Below are 15,456 nucleotides of genomic sequence, written 5' to 3'. Positions count from 1 at the left end.
CCGCTCGCATCCTCTCCATCGCCGCTGTGGCTGCTTTCTCTGCCTTCGGCGCCCACGCTGATGAAGCCGACAGCTCGCAATTTGCCCTGAAGTTCGACACGAACCGCACCCGTGAATTTGAATTTCACCGGAGTTTCACCATGAACAAGACCGCTCGCATCCTCTCCATCGCCGCTGTGGCTGCTTTCTCTGCCTTCGGCGCCCACGCTGATGAAGCCGACAGCTCGCAATTTGCCCTGAAGTTCGACACGAACCGCACCCGYGCTGAAGTGGCTGCTGAAGCCGCTACCGTGGCCCAGACCCGCAGCATCGAACCAGCAGGTTCGCGCGTGGTGACCTACAAGTCCACGGCTGACCGCGCTGCTGTGCGTGCCCAGGCTGCCGAAGCCCTGCGCACGGGCCAGATCCCTTCGGGCGAATTCAGCGCCATGTAATCAGTTGACGCAGTTGCGGGCCTTCCCATGGTGGTGGCACGCCGCGTTGGCGGGGTGCTGCTGCCATGGGGAGTGTTTTTCCCTGACTTCCTGAAAGGGCTTCCGTGTGGGAGCCCTTTTTTGCATGGTCACAAAGCTCAGGCCACCAGCGTCTTGAACATCACGTGGGCATCGACATAGCCCAGCGTGTGGTGCCGGAAGGCCCCGGACAGCGTGCCCACAATCGCAAAGCCCAGGTGCTGCCACAGCCGCACGGCGCGCACATTGCTGGCCACCACCAGGTTGAACTGCATGGCCCGAAAGCCCATGGCCACGGCCTGTTGCTGGGAGTGCTCGCACATCAACGAGGCCACGCCCTGCCCCTGCGCGGCCGGGGCCACCACATAGCCACAGTTGCACACATGGGCGCCCAGCCCGGCCTGGTTGGGCTTGATGAAGTAGGTGCCCAGAATCTCCCCGCCCGCGCCCAGGGCGACAAAGGTCTCGGCAGGCAGTTCTACCCAGGCTTTGTGGATCTCGGCCTCGGTGCTCTCGGTGGCAAAGGCATATGTGTCGCCCGCCTGGAAGGTGGCGCGCAGGATGGGCCATACGGCGGGCCAGTCGGTAGTCTGGAGGGGACGGACGGTGACGGGAGTGGCAGGCGTTGTCATGTCAAAGACGGAGGATGAAAGGTAAGCGTCGCATTCTCCCGCTCCGCATAAAATCCGCAGTCGGCAACGGCCACCCTTTGATGGCGGCGCCCCATTCTGAGTGATCGATCCCATGACCCAGCCTTCTGCCGCCGTGGCAGCCCCTGCCTTGCCCACCCGCCCCGTGCGCTCCCAGTACGAAGACTTCATGCGCCATGTGTTCACCCAGGGCGTGGACAAGTCGGACCGCACCGGCACCGGCACCAAGAGCGTGTTTGGCCACCAGATGCGGTTTGACCTGAAGGAAGGCTTTCCGCTGGTCACGACCAAGAAGGTGCACCTCAAATCCATCATCCAGGAGCTGCTGTGGTTCCTGACCGGCTCCAGCAACAACAACTGGCTGAAAGAACGCGGCGTGACCATTTGGGATGAATGGGCGCCCGAAGACGGTGACCTGGGCCCGGTGTATGGCGTGCAGTGGCGCAGCTGGCCCACGCCGGACGGCGGGCACATCGACCAGATCAGCGACGTCATCCAAACCCTCAAAACCAACCCCGATTCACGCCGCATCATCGTGAGCGCCTGGAACGTGGCCGAGCTGCACAAGATGGCGCTCATGCCCTGCCACGCGTTCTTCCAGTTCTACGTGGCCCCGGCGCAAGCGCCCGGCGGGCGTGGCACGCTGAGCTGCCAGCTGTACCAGCGCAGTGCCGACATCTTTTTAGGCGTGCCCTTCAACATCGCCAGCTATGCACTGCTGACCCACATGGTGGCGCAGCAGTGCGACCTGGACGTGGGCGACTTCATCTGGACCGGCGGCGACTGCCACATCTACAGCAACCACCACGAGCAGGTTGAGACGCAGCTGGCACGCACGCCCTACCCCTACCCCGTGCTGAACATCAAGCGCAAGCCGGACAGCATCTTCGACTACCAGTACGAAGACTTTGAAGTGCTGGACTACCAGTGCCACCCGGCCATCAAGGCGCCCGTGGCGGTGTAGCCGCTCGCTGCCCGCACCAGCACTGAAACCCGTTCCCGCCGGCCAGCGCAGCAGCGCTTGCCTGGCATCCATCACCACAACCTCCCCACACTTACCCATGTCTTCCGGCGGATTTCACGTACACGGCCCCCACGACCACGCAGTCGAGCATGCCACCCATGGCCACCACGGCGACCACGCTTCCAGCCATGGCGCGGAGGGCAACGGCTCGTCCATGAACAAGATCGCCATGTTCACGGCCATCGTGGCCACGGTGGGCGCCATCTTTGCCTACATGGGCGGTGCCACGCAGGCCAACGCGGGCCTGATGAAGAACGACGCGGCCATCAAGAAGACCGAGGCCTCCAACCAGTGGAATTACTTCCAGTCCAAAAGCACCAAACAAAGCCTGGCCGAGCTGGCCCGTGACCTGACCCCGGCAGAGACCGAAAAGGCCAAGTACCAGGGCAAGATCGACCGCTACGAAAAGGAAAAGAACGAGATCAAGGCCGTGGCCGAAAAGCTGGAGGCCGACGCCCACGCATTCGACCAGAAAAGCGAAGCCCAGATGCATCAGCACCACCGCTGGGCCCAGGCCACCACCGCGTTGCAGGTGGCGATTGCGCTGGCCGCGATTGCGCTGCTGACCCGAAAGAAGTGGCTCGAATACGGCATGTACGGCGTGGCCGCCGTGGGCCTGGGCGTGGGCGCGCTCGCCGCCCTGCACATCTGAGCGGACCAACCCCCACAAAGCACCGAGCCCCATGCCCCTGCACCTTATCTACGCCCGCGCCGCGAATGGCGTCATTGGCAAAGACAACAAGCTCCCCTGGCACCTGGCCGAGGACATGGCGCATTTCAAGCAGCTCACCCAGGGCTGCCCGGTGGTCATGGGCCGCAAGACCTGGGACTCGCTGCCCCCGCGCTTTCGCCCCCTCCCCGGCCGCACCAACATCGTGGTGACGCGCCAGGCGGGCTGGCAGGCTGATGGCGCCCACCGCGCAGGCAGCCTGGCCGAAGCCCTGGCGCAATGCGATGCGGGCCAGACCGTGTGGGTGATTGGTGGCGCGCAGATTTACGCCGAAGCCCTGCCCCTGGCCGACCGCCTGGAAGTGACCGAGATCGACCAGCCCTTCGACGGCGATGCCTACGCCCCCACGCTGGGCCCGGAGTGGGCAGAATCGGCCCGCAGCCGCCATGTGGGCAGCAACGGACTGCCGTTCAGCTTTGTGACCTACGTGCGCGCGGCCTGAGAACCGCCGCCCTCTTACTCACTTATTGATAGCTACTAGCGCTTGATGGACGGGCGCAAAGGGCCAAAAAACCTATGCAAATCGCCACCTGGAACGTGAACTCCCTGTCGGTGCGCCTGCCCCAGGTGCTGGCCTGGCTGGCCGCCAACCCGGTCGATGTGCTGTGCCTGCAGGAACTCAAGCTCACCGACGACAAGTTTCCGCACGACGCGCTGAAAGAGGCGGGCTACGAAGCTGTTGCCTTCGGCCAGAAGACCTACAACGGCGTGGCCATCCTGAGCCGCCACCCGCTGCGCGATGTGGTGCGCAACATCCCCGGCTTTGGCGACGAGCAGGCCCGCGTCATCGCCGCCACGCTGGACACGCCCGCAGGCCCGCTGCGCCTGCTCAACGGCTACTTCGTCAACGGCCAGGAGCCGGGCTCGGAAAAGTTTGCCTACAAGATGCGCTGGCTGCAGGCACTGCAGGACATGGTGCGCGCCGAGATGGCCGCCCACCCGCGCCTGGTGCTGGTGGGCGACTTCAACGTGGCCCCCGAAGACCGCGACTCGTACGACCCCGAGGGCCTGCGCGAGACCATCCACCACACCACCGAAGAGCGCAACCACTTCCAGGCGCTGCTGGGGCTGGGCCTGACGGACGCGTTCCGCATGTTCGAGCAGCCCGACAAGAGTTTCTCGTGGTGGGACTACCGCATGCTGGGCTTCCAGAAAAACCGGGGCCTGCGCATCGACCACATCCTGGTCAGCGATGCCCTGAAGCCCACGGTGACGGCCTGCGTGGTGGACCGCGCCCCACGCAAGAACCCGCAGCCCAGCGACCACACGCCGGTGGTGGTGACTCTGGGTTGATTTGCTACTGATTCAATAGCTATCAAGGTAATAGGGGCGCGCGCAAACGGCCTTTTCCCCTATAAAAATACCTCACATGGGGACATCAGCCTGTGCGCCAACAACGGCGCCCAGACTTGACTCCCTCTCCCCTCGCGGGAGAGGGTGGGGGAGAGGGGGCTACACCCGCACCGCGCCAGTTTCCCCCCTCTCCCCGGCCCTCTCCCGCGAGGGGAGAGGGAGAAGCCACCTGAGGCAACCTGATCAGGCGTTTTGCCTGAATTTTAAGGTCGCAAAGCCACAGGGCCTTCGGGCTGGGCTCACGCCTCGTCGGGTGCGTCCAGCCCCAGCTCCTGGATCTTGCGCGTGATGGTGTTGCGCCCAATGCCCAGGCGCTGCGCGGCCTCCATGCGGCGCCCGTGGGTGGCCACCAGGGCCGTGCGGATCAGGCGCGACTCAAAGCGCCGCGTGAGCGCATCCCACACCTCGGGTTGGCCGCCTGCGAGCAGTTTTTGCGCTTCGGTTTCCAGGGCCTGCTCCCAGCTGTGGACCGCCGCAGCGGGGGCCACTGCGGCTGCATCGGCCGACCAGGATGGCACGGCGGCAGGCATAGAAGCAGGCACGGGAGCCGCAGGGTGCAGCCCACCCACCATGTCGGACGGGGGCAGCGGTGCGGCGGCGGCCTGCGCCACAGGCACCACAGCGGCCAGCGGCGCCACGGGCATGGAGGTGACCGTGGCCGCAGGTTCTGCGCCCGGCGTGGCGCGCAGGGGCGGCTGGTAAACCGGGGCTTCCAGCACTTCGGGCGGCAGGTCTTGCAGCGAGATCACCTGCGCAGGTGCCATCACCGTGAGCCAGTGGCAGATGTTCTCCAGCTGGCGCACGTTGCCGGGGAAGGCGAATTGCTCCAGCCGCGCCAGCGCCGAATCGGCAATGCGCTTGGGCTCCACGCCCAGCTGCCGCGCGCTTTGCTGCAGGAAGTGGCGCGTGAGCATGGGCACGTCTTCGTGCCGCTCGCGCAGCGCGGGCAGGCGCAGGCGGATCACGTTGAGGCGGTGGAACAAGTCCTCGCGGAAGCCGCCTTCCTTGACGCGCTGCTCCAGGTTCTGGTGGGTGGCGGCAATCACGCGCACATGGGCCTTGACGGCTGCATGGCCGCCCACGCGGTAGAACTGGCCGTCGGACAACACGCGCAGCAGGCGCGTCTGCAAATCAAACGGCATGTCACCGATTTCGTCGAGGAACAGCGTGCCGCCCTCGGCCTGCTCGAAGCGGCCGCGCCGCTGGGTCTGCGCACCGGTGAAGGCGCCGCGCTCGTGGCCGAAGAGTTCGCTCTCCAGCAGGTCCTTGGGGATGGCGGCCGTGTTGATGGCCACAAAGGGGCCATCTGCCACGGGCGAGTGCTTGTGCAGCGCGCGCGCCACCAGCTCCTTGCCCGAACCCGATTCGCCGGTGATGAGCACCGTGACCTGGCTTTGCGACAGCCGCCCGATGGCGCGGAACACGTCCTGCATGGCGGGCGCCTGTCCCAGCATTTCAGGGGTCGCGGTCTGGCGCTCTTCGGTGACTTCTTCGCGCTGGCTTTCTTCCACCGCGCGGCGGATCAGCTCCACCGCCTTGGGCAAGTCGAAGGGCTTGGGCAGGTATTCGAACGCGCCGCGCTGGAAGGCCGACACCGCGCTGTCGAGGTCGGAGTACGCCGTCATGATGATGACGGGCAGGCCGGGCTGCAGCTCGCGCACCTTCTCCAGCAGTTGCAGGCCCGAGCCTCCGGGCATGCGGATGTCGCTCACCAGGACTTGGGGGCCCTGGCGGGCGGGGTCGCCTGCGGTGACATCGGCCAGTGCGTCCAGCACTTCGCGGGGGTGCGTGAAGCTGCGCGTGGGCAGGTTCTCGCGGGCCAGCGCCTTCTCCAGGACGAAGCGGATCGAGGGGTCGTCATCTACTATCCAGATCGGCTTCATATGTTTTTCTAACCTTCCCTGTGGTTGCGTGTCAGGGACCGTCGTGCGCTGTCAAGGCAAGGGGATCAGGATGCAGAAGTCGGTGCGACCCGGTACGCTGTCGCATTCGATCAACCCGTGGTGGCGCTGCACGAAGGTTTGCGCCAACGTCAGCCCCAGCCCTGATCCGCCGTCCCGCCCCGACACCAGTGGATAAAAAATCCGTTCCTTGATGGCGTCGGGTACGCCCGGTCCGTTGTCGATGACATGCAATTCCAGTGCCAGCCGATAGCGCTGGCGGCCGAACGTGACCTGGCGGGCCACGCGGGTGCGCAGCGTGATCACGGCATCGCCTGCGGCAATGCGGTCGGTGAGCGCCTGGGCGCCGTTTTGCACGATGTTCAGCAGCGCCTGGATGAGCTGGGCGCGGTCGCCCCGGAACTCGGGGATGGAGGTGTCGTAGTCGCGCTGGACCTTGAGGCCCTGCGGGTATTCGACCAGCACCAGCGAACGCACACGCTCGCACACCTCGTGGATGTTCACGTCGCCCACCAGGTGCGGGTGGCGGTGGGGCGCCAGCAGCCGGTCCACCAGGCTTTGCAGGCGGTCGGCCTCGTGGATGATGACCTGGGTGTATTCGGTGAGCTCGCGGTTGTCCAGCTCCATCTCCAGCAGCTGCGCTGCGCCCCGGATGCCGCCCAGCGGGTTCTTGATCTCGTGGGCCAGGTTGCGGATGAGTTCCTTGTTGGCCTGGGCCTGGTCGCGCAGGCGCTCCTCGCGATCCTGGCGGGCCTGCTGCTCCAGCGGCCACAGCTCCACCAATATTTCACCCACCTGTTCAGCGTCGGCCACGCTGACATGCACGGGCACCGGGTCCTGGTGCAGGCGCTTGAGGCCAGCCTCGTAGCGCAGCGCGGCAAAGTCCTTGCCGCGGGCGCCTGCCAGGGCGGTCTGCAGCAAGGCAGGGTCGGTGAAGAAGGTGGAGAAGTCCGCGCCCTCCAGGGTGCGGCGCGACAGGCCCAGCGTGTTTTCAAGGGCGGCGTTGGCAAACTGCACGGCGCCATCGGCGCGCAGCACAGCCACCAGAGTGGACATCAGGTCCAGCGAATGAAAACGCCCGGTGTCGGTGCCGGGCAGTTCAGGGGATGAAGGGACACTCACACGCAGGGGTGGTTGTTGGTTAATTGGCGGGCGCTGGCAGGCGGGCAATCTCGCGCTTGATGCCGGCGATGTCACTTTCGCTGCGGGCCACGCTGGCCTTGAGTTCGGCCGTGCGCTCCGTGTAGCGTTGGGGGTTGCGCAGGTCAAGCGCGTTGCGTTCGGGGGCGCCGTTGTTGTATTCCTTGACGAGGTCGGCATGGCGTGATTCGGCCTTGCGCAGCTCGGACTCCAGAATGGCGCGTGCATCGGAGTCGCGGGCCTTCTGGTCGTTGTTGCTGACCTTGGGCGCCGAGGAAGGCGACGTGGCCGCCCCACCACCCGCAGAGGACGATGGCGCAGGCGCCGCACCCGATGCAGGCCGGGTGCCCTGCACCACGGTGACATTGCCCCCTTCCACCAGCCTGCAGCCGCGCTCTTTGGCCTGGGTGGCGTTGTTGGTGTATTCGTTGCCGCAGCGGTAGATGCGGTCTTGTGCCCACGCGGCAAAAGGCGTGGATGCAATGAGGAGCAGGGTGAAGAGCGTTTTTTTCATTCAGGTTCCTCGCATGGACATGCAGGAGAGAAGGGAGTATCCACCAATCGCCACACATCGCCAATCAAGCAAGGGCGGACCTGGGCAGGGGTTTATCCAAGGATGCAACACCCGCCACCTTGGTTCCGCCACAGGCCATGAAGATGTTTTCGGCCCCATGAAAAAAGGCGGCTCGCGCCGCCTTTTTCTGAGCAATGGTCTGCAGGCAGACGATTACAGCGAGTAGTACATGTCGTACTCGACAGGGTGCACGGCCATGCGGAAGCGGGTCACTTCGTTCATCTTCAGATCGATGTAGGCGTCGATCATGCTGTCGGTGAACACGCCACCCTTGGTCAGGAACGCGCGGTCCTTGTCCAGGTGCTCCAGGGCCTGGTCCAGGCTGTGGCACACGGTGGGCACCAGCTTGTCTTCTTCTGGAGGCAGGTGGTACAGGTCCTTCGTGGCGGCTTCGCCGGGATGGATCTTGTTTTCCACGCCGTCCAGACCGGCCATCAGCAGGGCTGCGAAGCCCAGGTAGGGGTTCATCAGTGGATCGGGGAAGCGGGCTTCCACGCGACGGCCCTTGGGGTTGGCCACGTAAGGGATGCGGATCGAGGCAGAACGGTTCTTGGCCGAGTAGGCCAGCTTCACCGGGGCTTCGAAATGGGGCACCAGGCGCTTGTAGCTGTTTGTGCCGGGGTTGGTGATGGCGTTCAGGGCACGGGCGTGCTTGATGATGCCGCCGATGTAGTACAGCGCGAAGTCCGACAGACCGGCATAGCCGTCGCCAGCGAACAGGTTCTTGCCGTCCTTCCACACGGACTGGTGCACGTGCATGCCGGAGCCGTTGTCGCCGTGGTAAGGCTTGGGCATGAACGTGGCGGTCTTGCCGTAGGCGTTGGCCACGTTGTGGATCACGTACTTTTGCAGGATCGTCCAGTCGGCGCGCTCAACCAGCGTACTGAAACGGGTACCGATTTCGTTCTGGCCAGCGCCCGCCACTTCGTGGTGGAACACTTCGACCGGGATGCCCAGGGATTCGAGGATCAGAGACATCTCGGCGCGCATGTCTTGCGTGCTGTCAACGGGAGGCACGGGGAAGTAGCCGCCCTTGACGGTGGGACGGTGGCCACGGTTGCCGCCTTCGAGCTTGGCGCCGGTGTTCCAGGGGGCTTCGTACTCTTCGATTTCGTAGAAGGTGTGGTTGGGTTCGGTGCTCCAGCGCACGCCGTCGAAGATGAAGAATTCTGGCTCGGGACCGAAGTAGGCCGTGTCGCCCAGGCCGGAGGCCTTCAGGTAGGCTTCAGCGCGCTTGGCGATGGAGCGGGGATCGCGGTCGTAGGCCTTGCCGTCGGTGGGCTCGATCACGTCGCAGGTCAGGATCAGCGTCGTTTCTTCGAAGAAAGGATCGATGTTGGCCGTGCTGGGATCGGGGATCAGCTGCATGTCGGAGGCTTCGATGCCCTTCCAGCCGGCAATCGACGAACCGTCAAAGGCGTGGCCCGAAATGAACTTGTCTTCGTCGAAGTGAGAGACGGGCACCGTGGTGTGCTGTTGTTTGCCACGGGTATCGGTGAAACGGAAGTCAATGAACTTGACTTCGTTTTCCTTCACCATCTTCATCACGTCTGCAACGGTCTTGGCCATCAGGTTCTCCTGGGTAAAGCGCTTGTTGAAAAAAGATTTTGCCGAAATAAAAGCAGTTTGCGTGCCAGCCGAGTGCACTACCGCACTATGAAGGAGCGCCGCAGACTACGGGTTGGCACGGCACCCGCCGATAAGCACCAAAACAGTGCAATCCTTGGATCAAGCCTGAACATCACAGATTGCGCACCAATTCGGGGCCGCAATTTGCACCAAAATTGTGCAATCCTTTTTTCAGCTCCTGCCATGCGGCAGGAACCGAGGGTGCAGGCCCTTTGACGCCCAGCTCAATATGCCGCCCGTATTGTGGATGATCCACGCTGGGCAGACTGAACACCCGCACCAGCGGATGCATTTTTTCGATGCGTTCCATGAGAGGCGTCAACGCGGCCTCCATGGCGCCGTAGACCACCACCGACTGCTCGGTCTGGGGTGTGCGGTTAAAGAATTCCGCGTAGTGCTGGTCCAGCACCCCTTCGATCATGGGCCAGGCCATCACGGGAAAGCCAGGCACAAAATGCACGGCTCCTCCGCCAGCCCCTTCGCAGCTGAAGCCGGGGATCTTGTTGTAGGGGTTGGGGATGATGCGGGCGCCTGCCGGAAACACTCCCATGTTGAGCCGGTGAATGTTGTCGGGCCGGTCGGCCTCGTAGGGCACACCTTGCTCCCGCGCTACGTCCTGCATGCGTTCGCGGATCAGGGCCTCGGCATCGGGGTGCAGCACCAGTTCGCGCCCCAGGGCGCGGGCGGCACACTGGCGCGTGTGGTCGTCGGGCGTGGCGCCAATACCCCCGCACGAGAACACCACGTCGCCCGATGCAAAGGCACGCTGCAGGGTCGCCGTGATGCGGTCAGGGCTGTCGCCCACGTAGTCCGCATAGGCCAGCGACAGGCCCCGTGCCGCCAGAAGCTCGATGACCTTGGGCATGTGCTTGTCGGCGCGTTTGCCCGACAGGATTTCATCGCCCACGATGATGAGGCCGAAGGTGGGGGTCATGGTGCGGGGTTCTCGGTGGACGGTGATGGAGCCATAGGCAAGGTGGCCGCAGAGGATGCGGCGGGTAACGCAGGTGTTGCCATCGCAAGAGGCCCGGCGGTATCCACCACATTGGCTGCGGCAGCCACGGGCGCCAGCCCGGCAGACTCGGACCGCAGGCGCTGCAGCGCCGCCAGGCCGTAGTGGGTAAACCAGAGCGACGAGAACGCGAACACCAGGGTGTAGATCCAGATGGCCAGCGGAACCAGGATGAAAAAGGCCGCTGCAAACACGACCCCGGAGGCCCAGACAATGCTGGGCGCCGCCCCCAGGTAGCCGGTGATGATGCCAATGCCCAGCAGGCTGCTGCGGTGGCGGCGGAAGATCTCCTGGCGCTCTTCCTTGCTGGCATGGTCGGCCAAAGCATCAAACACCATGACCCGGTAGGTGAGCCAGCCCCAAATCAGGGGCGGCAGCACCAGCACCAGCGGTGGCACCAGCCACAGCGGCACCGACACCACCAGGGCCACCAGGGCCAGCACGGTGGAGCCCACCGACCAGGCCACGCTGGCAATGAAGGAGCCGCCCTTCTTGCGCTCCAGATCGGGAAACCGCCGCTCGGCCACCAAGGCCACCAGGGCGGGGGTCATGAGCACGGCCACCGCCAGCAGTGACACCACCACCAGCACGGGCGCCACGGCCAGCACCACCATCAGGGGCGCCATCACGGCAGTCACGTCCCCCAGGCCCCAGCCCTGCAGCCAGCTCCAGACGCTGGCGAGCAACGTGGAGGCGTCCAGCATTGCGCGCATGCCCTGGACCGCCGCATCCCAGTAGAAATAACCCAGGCCCAGTGCCAAAGCCACCATCAGCAGCAACGGCAAGACCGACAGGGCCACAACACGCGGCCGCAGGCAATAGACCGCAGCGCGCCAGAAAGAGTCAAGCAGAAGTCCCATGTCGGCAAGCATACCTTGGGTGCCTATGGGAGGGCGACACATCAGGCTTTGCCGAACAACCTCAGCACACCCCGCCATTGCTGGGACCAGAACCCTTGGCCGTAGTCGCGCAACCGCCCTTTCGCGTCAGGCTCAACCTGGTCGCGCACGCCCGTGGGGTCAAAGCGCCATTCGAAGTTGGCTGTGCGCATCAGCATGTCCCACCAGGGGAGCAGCACCCCGAAATTGTGGCCGCCCAGCACCACACGGGGCCCTTCGGACTTCGCACCGTCGGCGGCAGCCACCGCAGGCTTCACCGTTTCATGGCCAATGCCAATGCTGTGGTGCAGGCGGTGGAAACGCGGGCTGACCCACAAGCGCTCGCCCCAGCGGCCAAACCACAGACGCACATTGGCGTGCTGAAAACTCTCGCTGAGCTGGGTGATGGCCACAATGGCAATGAACTGCCCCGGGGCCACGCCAATCGCTTGCGCGACAACCACCAGGATCGTGTCCCGCAGCAGGTCGTCGAGCAGGTGGTTGCGGTTGTCGCTCCACATGGTCATCTGCTGCTGCGCATGGTGCATGGAATGCAGGCGCCACCACCATTCAAAGTGGTGCTGGCCCCGGTGGATCCAGTAGTCCACAAAATCGAACACCACCAGATACAGCAGCAGGCTCACCCAGGGGATGTCCGTGATCCCCGGCCAGATGCCGTCCAGCTGGAAGGTGCTGACCCCCGCCACGCGCAAGGCGCCAAACAGGGAGTCGGCCAGCGGGTCCACCGTGAAGAACAAGGCCAGGCGGAACACGCCCAGCCGGTGGATCAGCGTGTAAAGGATGTCGGTGCGGATGGTGGCACGGTTGGTCACCGGCTCCACCGGCCACAGGCGCTGCATCGGGCCGATCACGGCCACGATCACTGCCAGCTGCAGCAATCCCACCAGAAGCCAGCCTGCGGCCTCATAGCCAGTCTCCAGCACGCTGCTCAGGCCCAGCGAGAACATCAGCGGCTGCAGCACGCTCTCAAACAGCCACTGCTGCACGCCATCGAACCAACTGCCCAGCGATCCCATCACATCATGCTCCCATGCCTGCGCTGCAACAGGCCACGCAGCAAACGCCTGCATCGGCATCCGCGCAACCCGCCGCCCTGTTGTCCATCAGCGGGCCACCCCATACTGGGGGTGTTCCCGCAAGGTCCGAAAGCAGAAACCCTGCTGCTTGAGGCCCACGATCAAGGGCTCCAGCACGGTTGGCGCCCACGGGTCCTTGCGCGACCAGATGCCCAGGTGCGCCAGAAGAATGTCGCCGCTGCGCACGTCACGCAAGGCCTTGCGCAGCAGGGCCGCATTGCTGGCGCTCTCGCTGGGCAGTTCATCCCCCAGAAAACCTGCGGGCGACCAGCCCACATGCGCATAACCGCAGGCCTGCGCGGCGGCGATGAGCTGGGGGGATGTTTTTCCGCCGGGGGCGCGGAACAGAGGCAGCGGCGCCTTGCCCGTCACCACCTTCAGGCGATCAGCAGCACGGCCAATCTCCGCGCAATACTCGGCAGCCGACATCTGAAAGCTCTGCCCCTCCCGAGGACCCGCAGAAGGACGCACACGAAACACCGAGGCTTGCGCCGTGCCCACATCCGCACGCCAGTAGGTGTGGTCCCAGGTGTGTGAGGCGAATTCGTGGCCCTCCGCCGCGCGCGCACGCCACCAGGGTGCCCAGTGGTCGCCCAGGCTGCCATCGCCTTCCTTGGTGCGTTCGTTGGCCGCAAAAAAAGTCACCCGCACCTGCTGGCGGCTCAGCACATCGGCCACCAGGGGGGCCACCTCCATGTGGCCGGTATCGAACGTCAAATACAGGGGTTTCTTGCAATCATTTTGGGCGCTTGCGCCCGATGGGCATGCGGTTATAGCTGCAAATAATATAGCAAACTGCCACCCCGACATTGGTTTGTGGCCCAGCCTTGCGCCCACGGCCTTCACCCTCGCCCTCAACGCGGTGCGTGGTGCAAGGTCCAGACGCCGTGGGGTGACTTGCCCACCGTGACCTGCCGCACGACCTTCTTGGCTTCGGTATCCACCACCGACAGCTTGCGGGCCCAACGCGAACTCACGTAAATGAAGCGCCCATCGGCAGACACATCCATGCAATCAGGGCCACCCGGCACAGGATACGACTCCACCACCTGGTAAGTTGTCATATCGATCTTGCTGATGGAATTGGCCACGCGGTTGCTCACGTAGAGATGGCGGCCATCCCCTGCAGCGCGGAATGCATGGGCACCATTGCCCGTCTTGATCTTCCGGATGCTGACCGGCTCACGCCCCGAGACATCAAACACTTCGACACTGTCGCTTCCAGTCAAGCCGACAAACAAGCGCTTGTCGTCGGGGCTGCCGTACACATCTGCCGGCATGGTGCCGGTCTTGACGCGCCATTTGATGGTCTGGGTGGCAAGGTCCATGGCCACCAGCTCATCACTGTCCTGCATGGTGGCGTACACCGTGGTGCTGCGGCTGTCGATCCACAGATGGCTGGGCGTGCGCGATGTGGCAACACGCTGCACCAGCGTCAGGTCTTTGCCATCCCAGCGATAAAAATCCACATGGTTCAGCCGATTGGCGGCGGTGATGAACCACTTCATGTCAGGGCTGAAGCGCAGGTGGTACGGGTCCACAATGCCACGCACCGTGCGCTGTACCTGGGCCGTACGCGGGTCGATGAACGTCAACGTGTCGCCCAAGGCGTTGGCTACGATCACCGACTTTTCATCGGGTGTCAGGTAAAGGTGGTGCGGCTCTTTGCCGGTGGGAATCCGGGTCGTCTCCGTCCAGGTCGCCGGGTCAATGACGCTGACATTGGCCTCCAGCGAATTGAGAACAAACAGAGGTGGCACCGCAGCCCCAGCGCTCCCCATGGACAGCCACAGCCCACACAGGGCAACACATGTACGTGCAATCGAAAAAATCTTCACAGAACCACTTTCAACACAGTCTGCGAGTGTAGCGTCCCGCCCACCCGTACACGGCTATTGCAGGAGTAACGTGGCGCGTCAGGCATGAACCTTGAGCAAGGTCATGCGCCAACATGCCTTTTGATCGGCTCGCCCCACCCTGCCAGCCAGCGCGGATGCGCCGATGAGTCGCTGCGCGGCCCCAACCTTCAGCCAACTTGGGTCAACAACCGCATCTCATCTTCGCCGAGCCAGCACCAGGCACCAGGCACCAGGTCCGCAGGCAAATCCATGCCGCCAATTTTGGAACGGTGCAGCCCTTCCACCCGGTTGCCCACGGCCGCTAGCATGCGCTTGACTTGGTGATACTTGCCTTCTGTCAGGGTCAGGTCCAGGCGGTGACTGCCAACCACCTCGCAACCTGCTGCGCGAACTGGCTTGGGATCGTCATCCAGCACCACCCCCGCCAACAATTGAGTCACCTGGGCGTTATCTACCGGGTGCTTGGTGGTGACCTGGTAGACCTTGGGCACATGCTTTTTGGGCGAACTCATGCGGTGAATGAACTGCCCATCATCGCTCAACAGCAGCATGCCGGTGGTGTCCTGGTCCAGGCGCCCGACAGCCTGAACCCCTTGCACCGCACTCTTTGTGGGCCGCTGCCGCAATGGCGCAGGCAACAGCGTGTAGATGCTGGGATAGGTGGACGGCTTCTGGGAACATTCAGTCCCGGCAGGCTTGTGCAACAGCACATAGGCCTTGGCATGGTAGGGCCAGTCAATGCCCTGAACCCGCAGAACCAGCCCTTCGGGGTCGTAGTCAGAGGTCGCATCGGTACAAGGGCGATACTCGTACTCACCCGCACTCGCAGTCGGCTCACGCACAGCCACCCAACCCTGTTGCACCAGTCCAGCGCAGACGCGGCGTGTGCCAAACCCTTGGGAATACAGAATCTCTTGTAGTTGCATGACAAAAGCAGAGTGAATCAGCGAGGCGCTGTGAGAGTCAAGGCAATCCAGTTATTGCAGATGCCTCTAAGCAAAATTGTGCACCTGCAAAGCAAAAAACCCCAGTCAATACTGACTGGGGTTTTCTGGGCTGTAAGAGCCTGACGATGACCTACTTTCACACGGGAACCCGCACTATCATCGGCGCAAAGTCGTTTCACTGTCCTGTTCGGGATGGGAAGGAGTGGTACC

General features: G+C 63.9%; 16 protein-coding genes and 1 rRNA gene. 5 read left to right on the top strand and 12 right to left on the bottom strand.

The window, feature by feature from the left end; all coding sequences use genetic code 11:
• Positions 1-140: 140 nt before the first annotated feature.
• On the top strand, positions 141-434 hold the full coding sequence (locus A1D30_RS02245; protein ID WP_063459401.1) for a hypothetical protein: 294 nt from the start codon (positions 141-143) through the stop codon (positions 432-434).
• Positions 435-571: 137 nt separating this feature from the next.
• On the opposite strand, the gene A1D30_RS02240 is transcribed toward A1D30_RS02245, so the two are convergent.
• The gene (locus A1D30_RS02240) at positions 572-1,084 is read right to left on the bottom strand and encodes a GNAT family N-acetyltransferase (RefSeq protein WP_063459198.1); all 513 of its coding nucleotides are present in this window, start codon (positions 1,082-1,084) and stop codon (positions 572-574) included.
• A 112-nt stretch (positions 1,085-1,196) separates the two neighbouring features.
• Between A1D30_RS02240 and A1D30_RS02235 the strand changes: the two genes are divergently transcribed.
• From A1D30_RS02235 to xth, 4 genes are all read left to right on the top strand, one after another.
• Positions 1,197-2,066 carry a thymidylate synthase gene (locus tag A1D30_RS02235; RefSeq protein WP_063459197.1) on the top strand — a complete coding sequence of 290 codons (870 nt, stop codon included), beginning with the start codon at positions 1,197-1,199 and terminating at the stop codon, positions 2,064-2,066.
• Positions 2,067-2,163: 97 nt separating this feature from the next.
• A complete protein-coding gene (locus A1D30_RS02230) occupies positions 2,164-2,778 on the top strand; it encodes a DUF4337 domain-containing protein (protein ID WP_063459196.1) in 615 nt (204 codons plus the stop codon).
• Between the two features lie 31 nt (positions 2,779-2,809).
• Positions 2,810-3,298: a dihydrofolate reductase gene (locus A1D30_RS02225; protein WP_063459195.1), complete on the top strand. Its 489-nt coding sequence runs from the start codon at positions 2,810-2,812 to the stop codon at positions 3,296-3,298.
• A gap of 74 nt (positions 3,299-3,372) precedes the next feature.
• Positions 3,373-4,149, top strand: a complete 777-nt coding sequence (xth, locus tag A1D30_RS02220; RefSeq protein WP_063459194.1) for an exodeoxyribonuclease III — start codon at positions 3,373-3,375, stop codon at positions 4,147-4,149.
• Positions 4,150-4,448: 299 nt separating this feature from the next.
• Here the strand turns inward: xth and ntrC are convergent, their stop codons facing one another.
• The 11 genes from ntrC to rrf all read right to left on the bottom strand — a co-directional run.
• On the bottom strand, positions 4,449-6,092 hold the full coding sequence (ntrC, locus tag A1D30_RS02215; RefSeq protein ID WP_063459193.1) for a nitrogen regulation protein NR(I): 1,644 nt from the start codon (positions 6,090-6,092) through the stop codon (positions 4,449-4,451).
• A 51-nt stretch (positions 6,093-6,143) separates the two neighbouring features.
• A complete protein-coding gene (glnL, locus tag A1D30_RS02210) occupies positions 6,144-7,166 on the bottom strand; it encodes a nitrogen regulation protein NR(II) (RefSeq protein WP_063459192.1) in 1,023 nt (340 codons plus the stop codon).
• Positions 7,167-7,251: 85 nt separating this feature from the next.
• Positions 7,252-7,764, bottom strand: a complete 513-nt coding sequence (locus A1D30_RS02205) for a hypothetical protein (RefSeq protein WP_063459191.1) — start codon at positions 7,762-7,764, stop codon at positions 7,252-7,254.
• A gap of 213 nt (positions 7,765-7,977) precedes the next feature.
• Complete coding sequence (glnA, locus tag A1D30_RS02200; protein WP_063459400.1) at positions 7,978-9,393, bottom strand: type I glutamate--ammonia ligase; 1,416 nt, start codon at positions 9,391-9,393, stop codon at positions 7,978-7,980.
• A gap of 172 nt (positions 9,394-9,565) precedes the next feature.
• Complete coding sequence (locus tag A1D30_RS02195; protein WP_063459190.1) at positions 9,566-10,387, bottom strand: molybdopterin-binding protein; 822 nt, start codon at positions 10,385-10,387, stop codon at positions 9,566-9,568.
• Positions 10,384-11,325 (bottom strand): EI24 domain-containing protein, encoded by a 942-nt coding sequence (locus tag A1D30_RS02190; RefSeq protein ID WP_063459399.1) that lies wholly within the window; start codon positions 11,323-11,325, stop codon positions 10,384-10,386. Before A1D30_RS02190 ends, A1D30_RS02195 begins: the two co-directional genes overlap by 4 nt.
• Before the next feature lie 41 nt (positions 11,326-11,366).
• The gene (locus tag A1D30_RS02185) at positions 11,367-12,380 is read right to left on the bottom strand and encodes a sterol desaturase family protein (protein WP_063459398.1); all 1,014 of its coding nucleotides are present in this window, start codon (positions 12,378-12,380) and stop codon (positions 11,367-11,369) included.
• Between the two features lie 87 nt (positions 12,381-12,467).
• On the bottom strand, positions 12,468-13,250 hold the full coding sequence (locus tag A1D30_RS02180; protein WP_063459189.1) for a polysaccharide deacetylase family protein: 783 nt from the start codon (positions 13,248-13,250) through the stop codon (positions 12,468-12,470).
• 44 nt (positions 13,251-13,294) lie between these two features.
• Positions 13,295-14,278, bottom strand: coding sequence for a beta-propeller fold lactonase family protein (locus tag A1D30_RS02175; protein WP_082836273.1), 984 nt, complete (start codon positions 14,276-14,278; stop codon positions 13,295-13,297).
• Positions 14,279-14,466: 188 nt separating this feature from the next.
• Complete coding sequence (locus A1D30_RS02170) at positions 14,467-15,225, bottom strand: 16S rRNA pseudouridine(516) synthase (RefSeq protein WP_063459187.1); 759 nt, start codon at positions 15,223-15,225, stop codon at positions 14,467-14,469.
• Positions 15,226-15,363: 138 nt separating this feature from the next.
• A 5S ribosomal RNA gene (gene rrf, locus A1D30_RS02165) occupies positions 15,364-15,456 on the bottom strand; the annotation flags it as partial.

The sequence above is a fragment of the Acidovorax sp. GW101-3H11 genome (assembly GCF_001633105.1).
In the GTDB taxonomy this organism is placed as follows: domain Bacteria; phylum Pseudomonadota; class Gammaproteobacteria; order Burkholderiales; family Burkholderiaceae_C; genus Acidovorax.
The sequence above is the reverse complement of the archived record's forward strand: the minus strand, read 5'-3'. Positions and strand labels throughout refer to the sequence as shown.

Coding starts and splice junctions, on each gene's coding strand:
- A1D30_RS02240 (WP_063459198.1), bottom strand. CDS start 1,084: ATGACAACGCCTGCCACTCCCGTCACCGTCCGTCCCCTCCAGACTACC.
- A1D30_RS02235 (WP_063459197.1), top strand. CDS start 1,197: ATGACCCAGCCTTCTGCCGCCGTGGCAGCCCCTGCCTTGCCCACCCGC.
- A1D30_RS02230 (WP_063459196.1), top strand. CDS start 2,164: ATGTCTTCCGGCGGATTTCACGTACACGGCCCCCACGACCACGCAGTC.
- A1D30_RS02225 (WP_063459195.1), top strand. CDS start 2,810: ATGCCCCTGCACCTTATCTACGCCCGCGCCGCGAATGGCGTCATTGGC.
- xth (WP_063459194.1), top strand. CDS start 3,373: ATGCAAATCGCCACCTGGAACGTGAACTCCCTGTCGGTGCGCCTGCCC.
- ntrC (WP_063459193.1), bottom strand. CDS start 6,092: ATGAAGCCGATCTGGATAGTAGATGACGACCCCTCGATCCGCTTCGTC.
- glnL (WP_063459192.1), bottom strand. CDS start 7,166: ATGTCCACTCTGGTGGCTGTGCTGCGCGCCGATGGCGCCGTGCAGTTT.
- A1D30_RS02205 (WP_063459191.1), bottom strand. CDS start 7,764: ATGAAAAAAACGCTCTTCACCCTGCTCCTCATTGCATCCACGCCTTTT.
- glnA (WP_063459400.1), bottom strand. CDS start 9,393: ATGGCCAAGACCGTTGCAGACGTGATGAAGATGGTGAAGGAAAACGAA.
- A1D30_RS02195 (WP_063459190.1), bottom strand. CDS start 10,387: ATGACCCCCACCTTCGGCCTCATCATCGTGGGCGATGAAATCCTGTCG.
- A1D30_RS02190 (WP_063459399.1), bottom strand. CDS start 11,325: ATGGGACTTCTGCTTGACTCTTTCTGGCGCGCTGCGGTCTATTGCCTG.
- A1D30_RS02185 (WP_063459398.1), bottom strand. CDS start 12,380: ATGGGATCGCTGGGCAGTTGGTTCGATGGCGTGCAGCAGTGGCTGTTT.
- A1D30_RS02180 (WP_063459189.1), bottom strand. CDS start 13,250: ATGTCGGGGTGGCAGTTTGCTATATTATTTGCAGCTATAACCGCATGC.
- A1D30_RS02170 (WP_063459187.1), bottom strand. CDS start 15,225: ATGCAACTACAAGAGATTCTGTATTCCCAAGGGTTTGGCACACGCCGC.